The 13,724-nt window shown below is 65.3% G+C and carries 13 protein-coding genes and 1 other RNA gene; 4 read left to right on the top strand and 10 right to left on the bottom strand.

Annotated elements, in window-relative coordinates; genetic code table 11:
• Positions 1–28: 28 nt before the first annotated feature.
• Genes IVA81_RS25840 through rsmH form a run of 3 tightly spaced genes read right to left on the bottom strand, consistent with a single transcriptional unit; the run spans position 29 to position 3,153 of the window.
• Entirely contained in the window at positions 29–1,771 is a 1,743-nt protein-coding gene (locus tag IVA81_RS25840) for a penicillin-binding protein 2 (RefSeq protein ID WP_247323139.1), read from the bottom strand.
• Complete coding sequence (locus tag IVA81_RS25835) at positions 1,768–2,160, bottom strand: hypothetical protein (RefSeq protein WP_247007354.1); 393 nt, start codon at positions 2,158–2,160, stop codon at positions 1,768–1,770. Before IVA81_RS25835 ends, IVA81_RS25840 begins: the two co-directional genes overlap by 4 nt.
• A 3-nt stretch (positions 2,161–2,163) precedes the next feature.
• Positions 2,164–3,153: a 16S rRNA (cytosine(1402)-N(4))-methyltransferase RsmH gene (rsmH, locus tag IVA81_RS25830; RefSeq protein WP_247323138.1), complete on the bottom strand. Its 990-nt coding sequence runs from the start codon at positions 3,151–3,153 to the stop codon at positions 2,164–2,166.
• A 525-nt stretch (positions 3,154–3,678) separates the two neighbouring features.
• Here rsmH and IVA81_RS25825 point away from each other — a divergent pair.
• Positions 3,679–4,461: an N-acetylmuramoyl-L-alanine amidase gene (locus IVA81_RS25825; protein WP_247323137.1), complete on the top strand. Its 783-nt coding sequence runs from the start codon at positions 3,679–3,681 to the stop codon at positions 4,459–4,461.
• A gap of 125 nt (positions 4,462–4,586) precedes the next feature.
• Here the strand turns inward: IVA81_RS25825 and IVA81_RS25820 are convergent, their stop codons facing one another.
• Positions 4,587–5,819 (bottom strand): RNA polymerase sigma factor, encoded by a 1,233-nt coding sequence (locus tag IVA81_RS25820; RefSeq protein WP_247323136.1) that lies wholly within the window; start codon positions 5,817–5,819, stop codon positions 4,587–4,589.
• Positions 5,820–5,838: 19 nt separating this feature from the next.
• Entirely contained in the window at positions 5,839–6,192 is a 354-nt protein-coding gene (locus IVA81_RS25815; protein WP_246923026.1) for a YciI family protein, read from the bottom strand.
• 150 nt (positions 6,193–6,342) lie between these two features.
• Between IVA81_RS25815 and rnpB the strand changes: the two genes are divergently transcribed.
• Positions 6,343–6,760: RNase P RNA component class A (gene rnpB, locus IVA81_RS25810), an RNA gene on the top strand.
• Between the two features lie 182 nt (positions 6,761–6,942).
• On the opposite strand, the gene IVA81_RS25805 is transcribed toward rnpB, so the two are convergent.
• On the bottom strand, positions 6,943–7,656 hold the full coding sequence (locus IVA81_RS25805) for an alpha/beta hydrolase (RefSeq protein WP_247323135.1): 714 nt from the start codon (positions 7,654–7,656) through the stop codon (positions 6,943–6,945).
• A gap of 168 nt (positions 7,657–7,824) precedes the next feature.
• Complete coding sequence (locus IVA81_RS25800; RefSeq protein WP_247323134.1) at positions 7,825–8,265, bottom strand: DUF983 domain-containing protein; 441 nt, start codon at positions 8,263–8,265, stop codon at positions 7,825–7,827.
• A 79-nt stretch (positions 8,266–8,344) separates the two neighbouring features.
• On the opposite strand from IVA81_RS25800, the gene IVA81_RS25795 reads away from it, so the two are divergent.
• The gene (locus IVA81_RS25795) at positions 8,345–9,715 is read left to right on the top strand and encodes a PLP-dependent aminotransferase family protein (protein WP_247323133.1); all 1,371 of its coding nucleotides are present in this window, start codon (positions 8,345–8,347) and stop codon (positions 9,713–9,715) included.
• 1 nt (position 9,716) lies between these two features.
• On the opposite strand, the gene IVA81_RS25790 is transcribed toward IVA81_RS25795, so the two are convergent.
• A complete protein-coding gene (locus IVA81_RS25790) occupies positions 9,717–9,980 on the bottom strand; it encodes a hypothetical protein (protein WP_247323132.1) in 264 nt (87 codons plus the stop codon).
• Between the two features lie 224 nt (positions 9,981–10,204).
• On the opposite strand from IVA81_RS25790, the gene IVA81_RS25785 reads away from it, so the two are divergent.
• Complete coding sequence (locus IVA81_RS25785; protein WP_247323130.1) at positions 10,205–10,948, top strand: sulfite exporter TauE/SafE family protein; 744 nt, start codon at positions 10,205–10,207, stop codon at positions 10,946–10,948.
• Here IVA81_RS25785 and IVA81_RS25780 read toward each other — a convergent pair.
• Entirely contained in the window at positions 10,945–12,216 is a 1,272-nt protein-coding gene (locus tag IVA81_RS25780; protein WP_247323128.1) for an O-antigen ligase family protein, read from the bottom strand. The genes IVA81_RS25785 and IVA81_RS25780 overlap by 4 nt on opposite strands.
• Positions 12,217–12,282: 66 nt before the next feature.
• Positions 12,283–13,689: an MATE family efflux transporter gene (locus IVA81_RS25775; protein ID WP_247323125.1), complete on the bottom strand. Its 1,407-nt coding sequence runs from the start codon at positions 13,687–13,689 to the stop codon at positions 12,283–12,285.
• Positions 13,690–13,724 lie beyond the last annotated feature (35 nt).

Genomic DNA, 13,724 nt, shown 5'->3' with positions numbered 1-13,724 from the left:
CAGCAGCGGCGATGGCCTACCCCGTTGATTACTGGGTTGTCCTGGATGCTGCAAGAATAAGGCGTTCCGCAGGCGGCAGATCGAACCGCGGCTCGACGCCCAGAAGCGGCGCGATCCGCTCGATCACCTTGCCGCCGGTCGGCACCGCGTTCCAGCCCGAGGTGATGAAACCCTTCGTTTCAGGAATGGCCTGCGGCTCGTCCAGCATGATCAGGATCTGATACTTGGGGTCGTCGCAAGGCATGATCGCCGTGAAGGAATTCAGCACACGCTTCTTGGCATAGCGGCCGTTGATGACCTTTTCGGACGTGCCGGTCTTGCCGCCGACATAGTAGCCCTTGACGTCAGCGGTCTTGGCGGTGCCGATTTCGGCGTTAAGCCGCATCAGGAACCGCATCTTGTCGCTGGTCTCCGGCTTGATGACGCGCTTGGCCATCGCCGCGGCCTCGGACTCGCTGCGCTTCATGAAGGTCGGCGGAATCAAATAGCCGCCGTTCACCAGCGCGTTGATTCCCATCACCGCCTGGAGTGGCGCCACCGACATGCCCTGGCCGAATGCGATGGTGACCGTGTTGAGCTCACCCCAGCGTCGCGGCACCAGCGGAGCCGCGCTCTCCGGCAGCTCGGTGCGCAGCCGCGTCAGCTGGCCCATCTTGGCGAGGAACGCCTTGTGTGCCTCCACGCCCTGGCTCAGTGCGATCCGCGCAGCGCCGATGTTGGACGAGTAGGTGAACACTTCCTTGGTGTTGATGAAACGTCCGAGCGGGTGGCTGTCGTGGATGGTGAACTTGCCGTAGTGCAGGTTTCCGCGCGCGTCCCAGGACGTGTTCAAATTGATCTTTCCGGAATCGAGCGCCATCGCCAGCGTGAACGCCTTGAAGGTCGAGCCCATCTCGTAGACGCCGGTGGTCAGGCGGTTGATGCGGTCAGGATCGTGCGCTTCCTTCGGATTGTTGGGGTCGAAATCCGGAAGGGAAACCATCGCCACGAGCTCGCCGGTCTTGACGTTCGAGATGATGCCGGAGGCGGCCTTGGCGTGGAACTTGTCCTTGGCCTTCAAGAGCTCGTCGCGCAGCGCATGCTCGACGCGCAGATCGATCGAAAGCTCGATCGGCTTTTGCAGCCGGTCGGTGGCAAAGCCGGCGCGGTGGAGATCGGCGAGGCCCTGATTGTCGAGCCACTTCTCCATGCCGGCGATGCCCTGATTGTCGATGTTGACGAGACCGATGAGGTGGGCGACCTCGTTGCCGGTCGGATAGACGCGCTTGTTCTCGCGCAGGAAGCCGATGCCGGGAATGCCGAGCTTGTGAATGGCTTGCTGCTGCTTCGCCGTGACCTCGCGCTTGAGCCAGACGAAGCCCTTGCGCGTCCTCAGGCGCTCTCGCACCTCGGCCTCGTCGAGGTCGGGCACGGTGGCGGTGAGAAGCTCGATCGCCTCGTCCTTGTCGATGATGCGACGCGGCTCGCCGAACAGGCTCGCCGCCTTGACGTCGGTCGCAAGGATGGCGCCGTTGCGGTCGACGATGTCGGGGCGCGCGGTCGCAACCACCTCCTGCGCCGCGGCGCGGCGTGCGCCATGGGCATCCGCGCCGATCGCAAACATCACGAGCCGGCCGCCGATCAGGGCGTAGACCGAGGCGAAAGCGAGCATCGCCAGACCCACGCGCGCGCGCGCCTTCGCGGCGCGATCGACATTGCGCCCGTAGAGCAGGCTGCGGATCAGCCGCTGGCGCCAGGGTTCTGTGGGTTTGGCCGGAGTCGCAGCGCTCATTGCTTGTCCTCGGGCTGAGGCACGGAGCCCGTCACATTGTCAGGATCGCTCGCGGCTTCGATGGTGTTGAGCATGGCCCCGATCGGATCGGGCTCGCCCGGCCTGAACATCCGCGGCGGACGCTCCGGCAGGTTCTTCAGCGAATCATATTGCGTGCCGTTGACCGGCTTGAGCTGCAAATGCCGGTCGGACAGGCCCTGCAGCCGGTGGGGCGCATCGAGCTTGGCCCATTCGGAACGCAGCGAGGCGATCGCGTCGCGCTGCTCGCGGATCTCCGCATGCAGCCGCAGCACCTTCTCGGTGCGCGCCGTGGAGTCCATCTTGATCCGGTAGACATAGGCCGCCGCGAAGATCAGTGCGCCGATGACGAGGAGGTGGATGATGCGCATGCGCTAGCCGCCCCTCATCACGTCGGAGAGCTTTGGCCACGACGATGGCTCGCCATCGTCATGCGCCGGCGCGGAGGTGCGCTCGGCTGCGCGCAGTTTTGCGGAGCGGGCGCGCGGATTATGCGCGACTTCATCCTCGCCGGCGGTGACAGGCCGCCGCGTCAGCAGCTGGAAGCTCGGCGGAACTTGCGCCACCTCCGGCAGATGCCGCGAGCCGCCGCCGGTCTTCGAACGCTCAGAGAGGAAATTCTTGACGATGCGGTCTTCCAGCGAATGGAACGAGACCACGACGAGGCGGCCACCCGGCTTGAGCACGCGCTCGGCCGCAACGAGCGCGGTCTGGAGTTCCTCGAGCTCTTCGTTGACGAAGATGCGCAGCGCCTGAAACGTCCGGGTCGCCGGATGAATGTCCCCGGGCTTCGAGCGCACGACCCTGCCGATGAGATCGGCGAGCGCGCGCGTGGTGGTGAACGGGGTTTCCTGACGGTCCGCGACGATGGCGCGGGCGACGCGACGCGAATGCCGCTCCTCGCCGAGGAGATAGATGATGTCGGCGAGATCGCCTTCCGAAGCGCGTGCGACGACGTCGGCCGCGGTCGGCCCGGCCTGCCCCATCCGCATGTCGAGCGGACCGTCGAGGCGGAAAGAGAAGCCGCGGCCGGCCTGGTCGAGCTGCATCGAGGACACGCCGACGTCCATCACGACGCCGTCGACGCCATCGATGCCCTGCGCCGCGCAGACCTCGGCGAGGTTGGAGAAGCGGTCTTCGACCAGCGTCAGCCGGCCCGCCGAATGTTCGACCAGTTCGGCGCCGCCCGCGATCGCAGTGCGGTCGCGGTCAATGGCAATGAGCCGGGTTCCGGGCACGTCCAGGATCGCACGGCTATAGCCGCCGGCGCCAAAAGTGGCGTCGACATAGATGCCGCCCTCGCGCGGGGCGAGATGGGCGACGGCCTCGCGGCCAAGAACGGGGATGTGCGGAGCCGAGCTCATGCGCCACGCCGGCCGGAGGTCCAGCCTGACGTCCAAGCGAGATCGGGGACGAACAAGCCCATAACGCCTCGAATCATTCCGCGTCGCGGCGGTTCCACGACAAAGCCCCAGTCCAGCATGGTTACCGAACCCGGTCGTCCCGGGCTGCAAACCCAGTGTTGCCAGTGGAATTTGTCGGGCAGCCATGGGATTTCGAGCCAAAATACGCTTTGGCCGCCTCCGGGCACGGGTCGGCTCTTCATCCCTCAGTAACGGCCCTTAGCGTTAAGAAAGCGTTGATCGGCTCATTACAAGACGAAAAGGTGCAGCGGCGGTGATGCTTCATCCACACACATGCGCCAAAATGCATCCGTTAACCGCGCCGCGCGATTGCGCGCAATGGAGGGTAAAGGAATAGTAAAGAGAAGGGCTTGGCCCATTCTCTTTCGACTTGGTTTGTCTATGCCGCCGTCCGGTTCGTCCACACCGTCTGGATCTGATTCGAAACGCCAACGCGTTCTCCCGGTTCCCAAGGCCGCGGCGAACATGCGGACGTTTGAGCCTGACTCCTCGATCGTCTCCGATATCATCCCCTCGCCGAACCATGGCGAGCGCAACAAGGGACGGCAGCCCGACATGATCGTGCTGCACTACACCGGCATGCCCGATGTCGAGGGTGCGCTGGCCCGGCTGTGCACGGCCGGCAGCGAAGTCTCGGCGCATTACGTCGTGCTGGAGGACGGCCGCATCGTGCAATGCGTGCCCGAGACCAGGCGCGCCTGGCACGCCGGCGTCTCGTCCTGGGCCGGCGAGGACGACATCAATTCCTGCTCGATCGGCATCGAGATCGTCAATCGCGGCCATGACTGGGGCTATCCCGAGTTTCCGCTGCGCCAGATCGCCGCCGTGATCGCGCTGTGCCGCGGCATCATGCTCCGCCGCAAGGTGCCGACCCACCGGGTGCTCGGCCATTCCGACGTCGCGCCCGCGCGCAAGAAGGACCCCGGCGAAAAGTTTCCGTGGCACTCGCTGGCCAATTCCGGCGTTGGTCACTGGGTCACGCCCGCCCCTGTCGTGCGCGGCGAGACTCTGATGCTCGGCACCATCAGCGACGAGGTGCTGGGTCTGCAACAGGCGCTCGCCAGATACGGCTATGGTGTGCCGCTGACCGGCAAATACGATGCCGCGACCATGGAAGTCGTCACGGCCTTCCAGCGCCATTTCCGCCCGGCGCGGCTGGATGGTGTCGCGGACCATTCGACGCGGTCGACCTTGCAGGCGCTGCTGGCGAGCTTGCCGGCGGAAGGGACGAACGTCGCATCGAAATAGCAGACGTCTTCGAGAATGCGACCTCTTGCTTTCCGTCATGCCCGGGCTTGTCCCGGGCATCCACGTCTTTGTCTCCGCGCAAGAAGGACGTGGATGGCCGGGACAAGCCCGGCCATGACGAAAACTTAGTCCATCTCCCTCACTCTCCGCGCATACAACCTCCGCAGCGGCTCGAGCTGCGTTGCCTCCGTCGCCGCGTGGTAGGCCTCGCGCGCCTCCTCCGTCCTGCCGAGCCTTCGCAACAGGTCCGCGCGCACTGCGGGCAGCAGCTCATAGCCGCGGAGCCCGCCTCGGGCGCTGATCGCATCGACGAGATCGAGCGCACGGGCCGGCCCATCGACCATCGACAGCGCGGCAGCGTGGTTGAGCTCGATCACCGGCGAGGGACCGATGCGCAGCAACACCTCGTAGAGCCCGGCGATCTGCGGCCAGTCGGTCTGCTCGAAGCTCGGCGCACGCGCATGCAGCGCGGCAATCGCGGCCTGCACGGCATAAGGCTGCGGCCGGCCGGGGACGCGCAGCGCATCGTCGACCAAACGCAGGCCCTCCTCCATCTGCGCGCGATCCCACAGCATGCGGTCCTGCTCTTCCAGCAGCACGATATCGCCGGCCGTCGTCTCGCGCCCGGCGCGGCGCGCATCGTGCAGCAGCATCAAAGCCAGCAGGCCCTTGATGCCGGCGCGATCCGGTATCAGCCGGTCGAGCAAGCGGCCGAGCCGGATGGCCTCAGCCGCAAGATCGGGCCGCATCAGATCCGCGCCGGCGGTCGCGACATAGCCCTCGGTGAAGACGAGATAGATCACGGCGAGCACGCCATCGAGCCGCGGCGCCAGCGCGCCGCGCTCGGGCACCTCATAGGGGATACCGGCGAGCCTGATCTTCTGCTTGGCGCGCACCAGCCGCTGCGCCATTGCCTCCTCACTGAGGAGAAAGGCGCGCGCGACCTGCGTGGTCGACAGCCCGCAGACCGTGCGCAGCGTCAGCGCGACCTGGACCTCGGCTGCGAACGCCGGATGGCAGCAGGTGAAGATCAGCCGCAGCATGTCGTCGTCGAGCATCGAGGCTGGCTCGTCGACGGTTTGCGCGTTCAGCTCGAGCTCGTGCACGAGCGCCTGCTGCTTGCCGCGGAAGGCCGCCTGGCGGCGAACCCGGTCGATCGCCTTGTGCTTGGCGACATTGACCAGCCACGCGCGCGGATTGTCGGGGACCTCGCACGCCGCCCAGCGTTCGAGGGCAACCGCAAAGGCGTCCTGCAGCGCGTCCTCGGCGAGATCGAAATCGCCGACGAGGCGGATCAGCGTGGCGAGCGCCCGCCCCGCCTCGTCGCGGAAGATCGTTTCGATCTCACCGGGGGTCATGCGACGCGCAGCTCAGCTGTCACTTGTCGTAAACCCAGATCGGACGCACCTCGATCGAACCGACGCGCGCGCTCGGAATTCGCGCTGCGATCTCGATCGCAGCGTTGAGATCCTTGGCCTCGATCAGATAGTAGCCACCGAGCTGCTCGCGCGTTTCCGCGAACGGACCGTCGGTCGTCAGCGTCTTGCCGTCGCGCACGCGCACCGTGGTCGCAGTCGTGGTCGGGCGGAGCCGATCGCCGGCCTTGAAATTGCCGTTCCGGATGATGGATTGCGTAAAGGCCTCATACTCCGCCGACATCTTCTGGGTGGTGCCCGTGTCAATCTTCGCGTACTCGACCTCATTCTGGTAGATCATCAGCAGATATTGCATCGCTTCACTCCTGTTGTTCGGCTCTGTCGCCGACACCCAGTCGAACGGGGCACGCTCCAAACGACATCTTCAGGATAATTTATTTCCGATACCGCGTGCGCGGCGATCTCGGCTTGACGGAACCGTCACAAATGCCCCATGCGTAAGGCGTCAGTCGGCCGGACGGCCGCTCCGGCAAGCGCCGAAAGGCCGCCGGGGAGGAAAGTCCGGGCTCCCTTGACATGCGGTGCCGGATAACGTCCGGCGGGGGTGACCCCAGGGAAAGTGCCACAGAGAACGAACCGCTTCCTCCTCGGAGGAAGTAAGGGTGAAAAGGTGCGGTAAGAGCGCACCGCGGTTCCGGCAACGGAGCCGGCATGGCAAACCCCACCGGGAGCAAAACCGAATAGGGACGGCAAATGCGGGCCGATCGCGCAAGCGATAACGCCGCGGGGCGATGTCAGGCCCGCCGTCCGGGTAGGTTGCTCGAGGCCGTGTGCAAACACGGTCCCAGAGGAATGGCCGTCACGTATCGTCCGCGCAAGCGGACGGTGCCTTACAGAACCCGGCTTACAGGCCGGCTGATATCTTGCAACGAGGGGTTCGGCGTGAATGCGCCGGGCCCCTCACCATTTGGGCCGACGCGCAGCCATTCAAATGACGTCATTCCGGGGCGTGCGCTGCGCGAGCCCGGAATCCATTCATCCACCGGCTCTGCCGCCTGATGGATTCCGGGTTCTCGCTGCGCGAGCCACGGAATGACGGCGAGAGTTACGCGACGATCTTCTCCAACACCGCCATCAGCGCCTCCGGCGCCGTCACATTCGGTGCATGACTGGCGTCGAGCTCGAAATAGCGCCAACCCTCCTCGCTCTTCGTCCGCGTCGCGAATTGCCCGAACGCATCGCCCGGCGGAATGCGCGTGCAATAGATGTAGCTGCGCGGCATCGATGGCTCGCCATGTGCGAGCCTCAAGCTCGTCTCGAAGCATTTGATCGGCATGTCCACTCGGCGGGCATTCAGCCAGTCGAGATCAGCTTGCGGCGTATCCGGCGGCGGCGGGTTCGGCGGAACACGATAGCCGTCGCCGGAGCTTGCGGCCTTCCGCATCGGCTCGCGCCCGCCCTCGTGGAGATCGAACAGCGACTGGCCGCTACGCGGCACGAAGGCGTCGAGATAGATCAACTGCGTCACGCGCTCGCGGGCGCGATCGGCGACGCCGGTCGCGACCATGCCGCCGTAGCTGTGGCCGAGCAGCACGATGTCGTTCAGATCTTCGAATCTGATGACGTTGAGGATGTCCTGGATATGCGTCTCGAGGTCGATCGAGGGACTGGCCAGATGCGCGCGCTCCCCAAGGCCGGTGTAGGTCGGCGCCACCAGGCGGTGACCGGCCTTAGCCATCAGCGGATGCATCTTCTTCCAGGCCCACCCGGCGGACCAGGCGCCATGACAGAGCAGGAAGGTCTTCGCGCGCGTGGCCATCGGCGTTTCCATCGTTCTTGTTGATACGATGGAGTGTAGCGGCCGGGCGCGCGATGTAAACGCTGCGGCTCAGAGCGTGATCCGGAAAAGTGTGCAGCGGTTTTCCGAAAAGATCATGTTCAAACAATAACCTAAAGCGCGATGACGATTCATCGATCTCATCGCGCTTTAGGCCGCGCGCGTGTCCGCCTTCACCAGCACCGGCGCAAGCTCATCGGCCTCGCGCCGCAGCTTGCTCGCCTCGAATCCGTGCATGCCGAGTTGCCATTGCAGCCCGACGATGGCGCCCTTGGTCGGCTGCAACAATGCGAGCGAAGCGAACAGCGTCACCGGCAGCCACACCGCGAGTTGCAGCCACTCCGGCGGCGCGTAGGCGGTCTCGACCGCGAGGATCGCCGGCACCACGAGATGGCCGACCACGACCATCACGAGATAGGCCGGAAAGTCGTCTGCGCGCTGGTGAAACAACTCCTCGCCGCAATGATCGCAAGCGCCAGCCACTTTCAGGAAGCGGCCGAACATGTGCCCTTCCCCGCAATTTGGACATTTGCCGCAGAAGCCGCGCCACATCGCCTTTGCCAGAGAGACCGTCGCCAGAGAGACCGCCATGACCACACCTCTTCCTTTCCAATGATCCATACAATAATATCTTGCATCCATACATTCAAAAGAATACGGACCTAATTGCATGGATTGGACTCCTACAATCTCGGAGCTATCAGGGCCGCGCTACCAGCGTATCGTCGAGGCCATGGAGGCCGACATTGCCGCAGGGAGGCTGGTGCGCGGCCAGCAATTACCGACCCAGCGCGCGCTCGCAAAAACGCTCGGCATTGACCTCACCACGGTGACGCGCGCCTACACCGAGGCGAGGCGCCGCGGCATCATGGAAGCTCGCGTCGGGCAGGGCTCGTTCGTGTCGGAGACCAGCGCGCGCCGCGCGGTCGACCTGCCGCATCCCGTCGCGATCGATCTTTCGATGAACGTGCCGCCGCATCCGCTGGAGGCGCAGCTCGACGAGCGCATCATCGCCGGGATGGAAGCCATCCGCGCGCAATCGGGCCTGACGGCGTATCTCAACTATCAGCCGCCCGGCGGCAGCGCACATGAACGCGAAGTCGCCGCGCGCTGGATGCGTTCACGGGTGCCGCACGCGCAGGCCGACAAGCTCGTGGTCTTTCCGGGCGCGCAGACGATCCTGTTCAACCTGCTCGCCCAGCTCGCGCGGCCCGGCGACATCGTGCTGACGGAGGCGCTGACATTTCCCGGCATCAAGGCCGCAGCAATGCGGCTCGGCATCAAGCTCGTCGGCGTCGCCATGGATGACGGCGGCATCCTGCCCGACGCGCTGGCAAAGGCTTGCCGCGTGCACCGGCCAAGGGCGGTCTATCTCATTCCGACGCTGCACAATCCGACCACCGCGACGCTTTCCCCCGAGCGGCGCAGCGCCGTCGCCAAGATCATCCGCGATACCGACACGATCCTGATCGAGGACGACGCCTACGGTCTGCTCGACCGCTCGGCCTCGCCGATCGCGGGCCTCATTCCGGAGCGGACCTATCTTGCGACCACGCTGTCGAAATGCATCGCGCCGGCGCTGCGCGTTGCCTATCTGGTGACGCCCGACAGCGATGCGCAGCGGGAAATGCGGACATACTTGCAGGCGACCGTGCAGATGCCGGCGCCGCTGATGGTCGCGCTGGTAACGCATTGGATCGAAAGCGGCATTGCCGATCGCATCATCACCGCCATCCGGAGCGAGGCGATCGGACGTCAGCAGCTCGCGCAGCGCGCGCTGAAGGGCTTCCAGTTCGTGGCCAAGCCCGCCGCGCATCATCTGTGGCTGCGGCTGCCTGACGACCGGCCCGATGTCGCCGCATATCTCCTGCGGAATGGACTTGCAGTCGTCGCCGGCGATGCCTTCACCGTCGATGGGACACCGCCGCATGCGGCACGCGTCTCGCTGGGGGCGGCGCGGAACAGATCGCAATTGACGGAAGCGCTGCGTATCCTGGTCGGCGCGCTGCAGAAGCCCGCCGACACCAGACAGATCGTCTAGATCAGCGACGATGACGGCGATGGCCGGAGCGCACGGCCGGTGCCACAGGCGACGGATAGGCCTGCGATGCATACGCATCATCAGGCATTTTCTGCAGCCCGCGCGCCGCCCTGCCCGCAGGCGTGAGCTGGCCGCCATTCAGCACATCGCGATCGGGATGAGCGGCCTGATAGGCCGCAGGCTCCGAAAGCTGCGCCTCGGCCATTGTCGGCATCAACGCCGCCGCCAGCAGCGCGGCTGCAACGGCAATCTTGGCGCGGGTCATGGTCATTCTCCATCATCGTATTCGGGACCGATCGATCCGAGCGGATGATTACGTCGGACGGCCCCAAGATTGAGGTACGACCGTCATGTAGGCGCGTCTTCCGCGAAAGCCCGATGCCGCAGATCACGCCTGCGTGCAGCACGGATTGACCCGCACGGCAGCAAGCGTGTTATGCGAGCGATGGCCATCAACACTTCGGGATCGGCCGGGGAAGAGGCAATCTGTTGGAAACGCTCACCTATGTCCTGCTGCTGTTCGGCGCGCTGGCCGGGGGCTTCGTCTCGGGGCTGGCCGGATTCGGCACGGCGCTGATGGCGCTCGGCATCTGGCTCTACGTGCTGCCGCCCTCGCTCGCGGTGCCGCTGGTGCTGATCTGCTCCGTGATCGCGCAGACCTCGACGCTGCCCTCGATGTGGAAGAGCTTCGACCTCTCGCTGGTCTGGCCGTTCCTGATCGGAGGGCTGATCGGCGTGCCGCTGGGCATCATGATGGTCGCCTCTGCCGATCCAAAAGTGTTCAAGCTGAGCGTCGGCGTCCTGCTCTTGATCTTTTCGACCGCGCTGTATCTGAATAAGAAGCCGCTCGCCTTCAAGTTCGGCGGCCGCATCGCCGACGGCGCAATCGGCTTCGCCGGCGGCATTCTGGGCGGGCTTGCCGGACTGTCGGGGCCGCTGCCGATCCTGTGGGCCAACATTCGCGGCTGGAACAAGCACGAACGGCGCGGCATCTTCCAGCTCTTCAATTTCACGGTGCTCGCCACCGCGTTGGTGTTGCAGACGGCCTCGGGCCTCGTCGCGTTCAAGGTGGTCTGGCTCGCGCTGATCGCGTTTCCGGGGACCTTGATCGGCGCATGGGCCGGCGCGCGCGTCTATCACGCGCTGAGCGACAAGCACTTTGGCGATGTCGTGCTCGGCCTCTTATTCCTGTCGGGCCTCGGCCTCGTCTGGAACAGCTTTGGCGCGCATTAGCCTTGCTTTTTTTTGGCGAGCGCCATGCCACCGGCGACACCGACGCCGAGCACATAGATCCAGCCCTCGACGAAATCGAACAAATGCGAGTTGAGCAGCGAGGACAGCATGTTCTGCGCGACGACCAGGAGGCCGATCCAGGAGGCCAACCCCTCGCCGCGAAACAGCGACAGATGCGCGAACCAGAGCGCGTAGAGGATCAAGACGCCGACGACGCCCCACTGCACGGCGACGCTAAAGGTCTGATTGTGCGGGTTGCTGACGATCTCCCCGCGCAGTGGATCGCTCTGCGCATCGACAACCACGCTTGCGAACAGGCCGCGGATCGAGCCGGTGCCATGGCCGACCAGCGGCGCATCGGCGATGAAGCCCAGGGACTTTCGCCAATACTCCAGACGTGAGCCCATACCACTGACCTGACCATCCTGCACGCTCATCTCATAGTCTCCGCTGAACTTGGCCACCGTCGTGCGCAGATTCGGCGAGACGTTCCAGAGCAGCAGGGCCAATAGCGCCATGGCGCCTGCGACGAGCAGCGCCGTACGTCGGCGCAGATGCAGGAGCGCGAAGATCACGATCAGGATCGGCAGTGTCACCAATGCGGTGCGCGAAACCACGACGAAGATCATGTTGGCGACAAATCCGATCGCGAGTGCCGCGAACAGCACCGCGATGGCGACGCGCCGTTGTCGCAGCAACGACACGATCGGATACACCAGCGCGAGCGCGCAGAGCGCGAATTCCTGGCTCTGGTCGATATAGTTGCGCACCGCGATCCCGCTTTCGACCTTGTAGGGCCCGCGCGACAGATGGAGCTTCAGCGAGAGTGCCGGGTCGATGGCGACGGCGAAGGAATAGAGCGCCAATACCGTGCAAGACAGCAGGAAGGCGGAAAACACCCAATGGCCGTAGGGCCAGTGCTCGAACTGGTAGATCAGGAGCGGAATGACCAGCAGCTTCGCTGCCGGCCCGATCGCATGGATTCGTTCCGGCCACGGCGCATCCGACCAGAGCGTGCCGACGGCGGCGAGCGCGACCAGCGCGATCGGCAGCAGGCAGATCGGACGAAGCAGCGAACGGGGAAAATCGCGGAGATCGACGAACGCGAACGCGATCAGCCAGGGTATGAGCGCGAAGATCAGCCCGGTCGTGGTCCACGGCAGCAGCAGCGCGATCAGCGCGACGAAGCGGGCCGGCGTGCGATAGCGCGCCGCCCAGATCGCCGAGAGCCATGACGCCGCCTGCTGTTCGTTCGACACCCCGGTCATCGCGCCCCTTTGGCCAACCCACGGCGCGGCAAATTAACCGGAGCCGTGGGCTGGTCACAAGCGTCGCTACGCCGGCGCACGCGCGGGAGGCGTCACGGGATCGGCCTCGGTCTGCGCCGGAGCCTCGGGCTGGCGAACAGGCGGCAGGCGCTTCCTGAACTCGCGGCGCAGCAGCCACAGGCTCAAGCCCGCCTGGAACGTGGTCGCCGCGATCGACAGATACCAGACGTGCTCCATGCGAAAGCCCGGCCGCGTCGAGAGCCAGATCGCCGGCAGCGAGTAGGTGAACACGCGCGTCGCCGAGCTCAAGAGCACCGGCTTGGTATTGCCGAGGCCCTGGAACATGCTCGAGCAGGTGAAGATCAGACCCTGCGCGACCATGTTGAGCGAGATGATCCGCAAGAACAGGAAAGCGACCTCCATCGTTTCCCGGTCGTTGGAGAACCCGGCGAGCAAGAGTTCGGGCTTGAACTGCGCCACGCACATGAAGCCGATCATCACGATGGTGGTGATCAACGCTGCCTGGACGAAGGTTTCGCGCACGCGCGCGCCGTTTGCCGCGCCGACGTTCTGGCCGGCGATCGGCCCGGCCGCGAGCGCAACCGCAAGCGCCGGCATCTGGATCAGGGCGAGGACGCGCTGTCCGATGCCGAAACCCGCCTGCGCCGCCGCGCCGAAATCGCGCAGCACGTAGTAGACCACCGCCATGAAGATGAACATCATCGCAAACTCGCCGCCGGCCGGCAGGCCGACATCGAGGATGCGCTTCAAATGGCGCGCCTGCGGACGCCACTGCGCCGGATTGAACGCGACGTAGCGCTCGACCTTGCGGAAATACGCCAGCAGCATCAGAGCACCGATGGCCACGGCGATCGAGCTCGCCAGCCCCGCGCCGGCAACGCCGAGCGCGTAGCCGGTGCCCCAGCCTGAGATCAGCACCGGCGCCAGCGCGATGTTGATCACGACCGCGAGCACCCGCACCAACATCGCGGGGCCTACGATGCCGGTCGCACGCAGCGCGGATGCCAACACTTGCATGGCGAATTCCAGCGCGAGCGCCGGCATGAACCACAACAGGTAAGTCGTCCCCGCCTCGATCGTGGCCTGGTCCGCGGCAATCGAGCGCATGTAAAGGCGCGACATGGCTGCGCCCATGACCAGAGTCAGCAGGCCGAACAGCACTGACAGCGCTACCGCCTGGTTGAAGATCAGGTTGGCGTCCTGCCGGTCCTTGCGGCCCACGGCATGCGCGATCAGCGCCACCGTGCCGACGCCGAGCACCTGCATCAGCGCGTTGATGAGAAAGCCGGCATTGCCGGCCGCGGCAACGCCGGCGACGGCGGCATCGCCCAGGCCCGACACGAAGTAGAGGTCGACCAGCTGGCAGATCATGATCGTGACCATGCCGACCATGATCGGAGGTGCCATGGCCAGGATGTGTCTCACGATGGAGCCGTTCGTCAGGTCTTTCATGTCTTCACCCTTAGGCGGCGTGGCGGCGGAACGTT

This window comes from Bradyrhizobium sp. 141 (assembly GCF_023074055.1).
Taxonomy (GTDB): Bacteria; Pseudomonadota; Alphaproteobacteria; order Rhizobiales; family Xanthobacteraceae; genus Bradyrhizobium.
The sequence above is the reverse complement of the archived record's forward strand: the minus strand, read 5'-3'. Positions and strand labels throughout refer to the sequence as shown.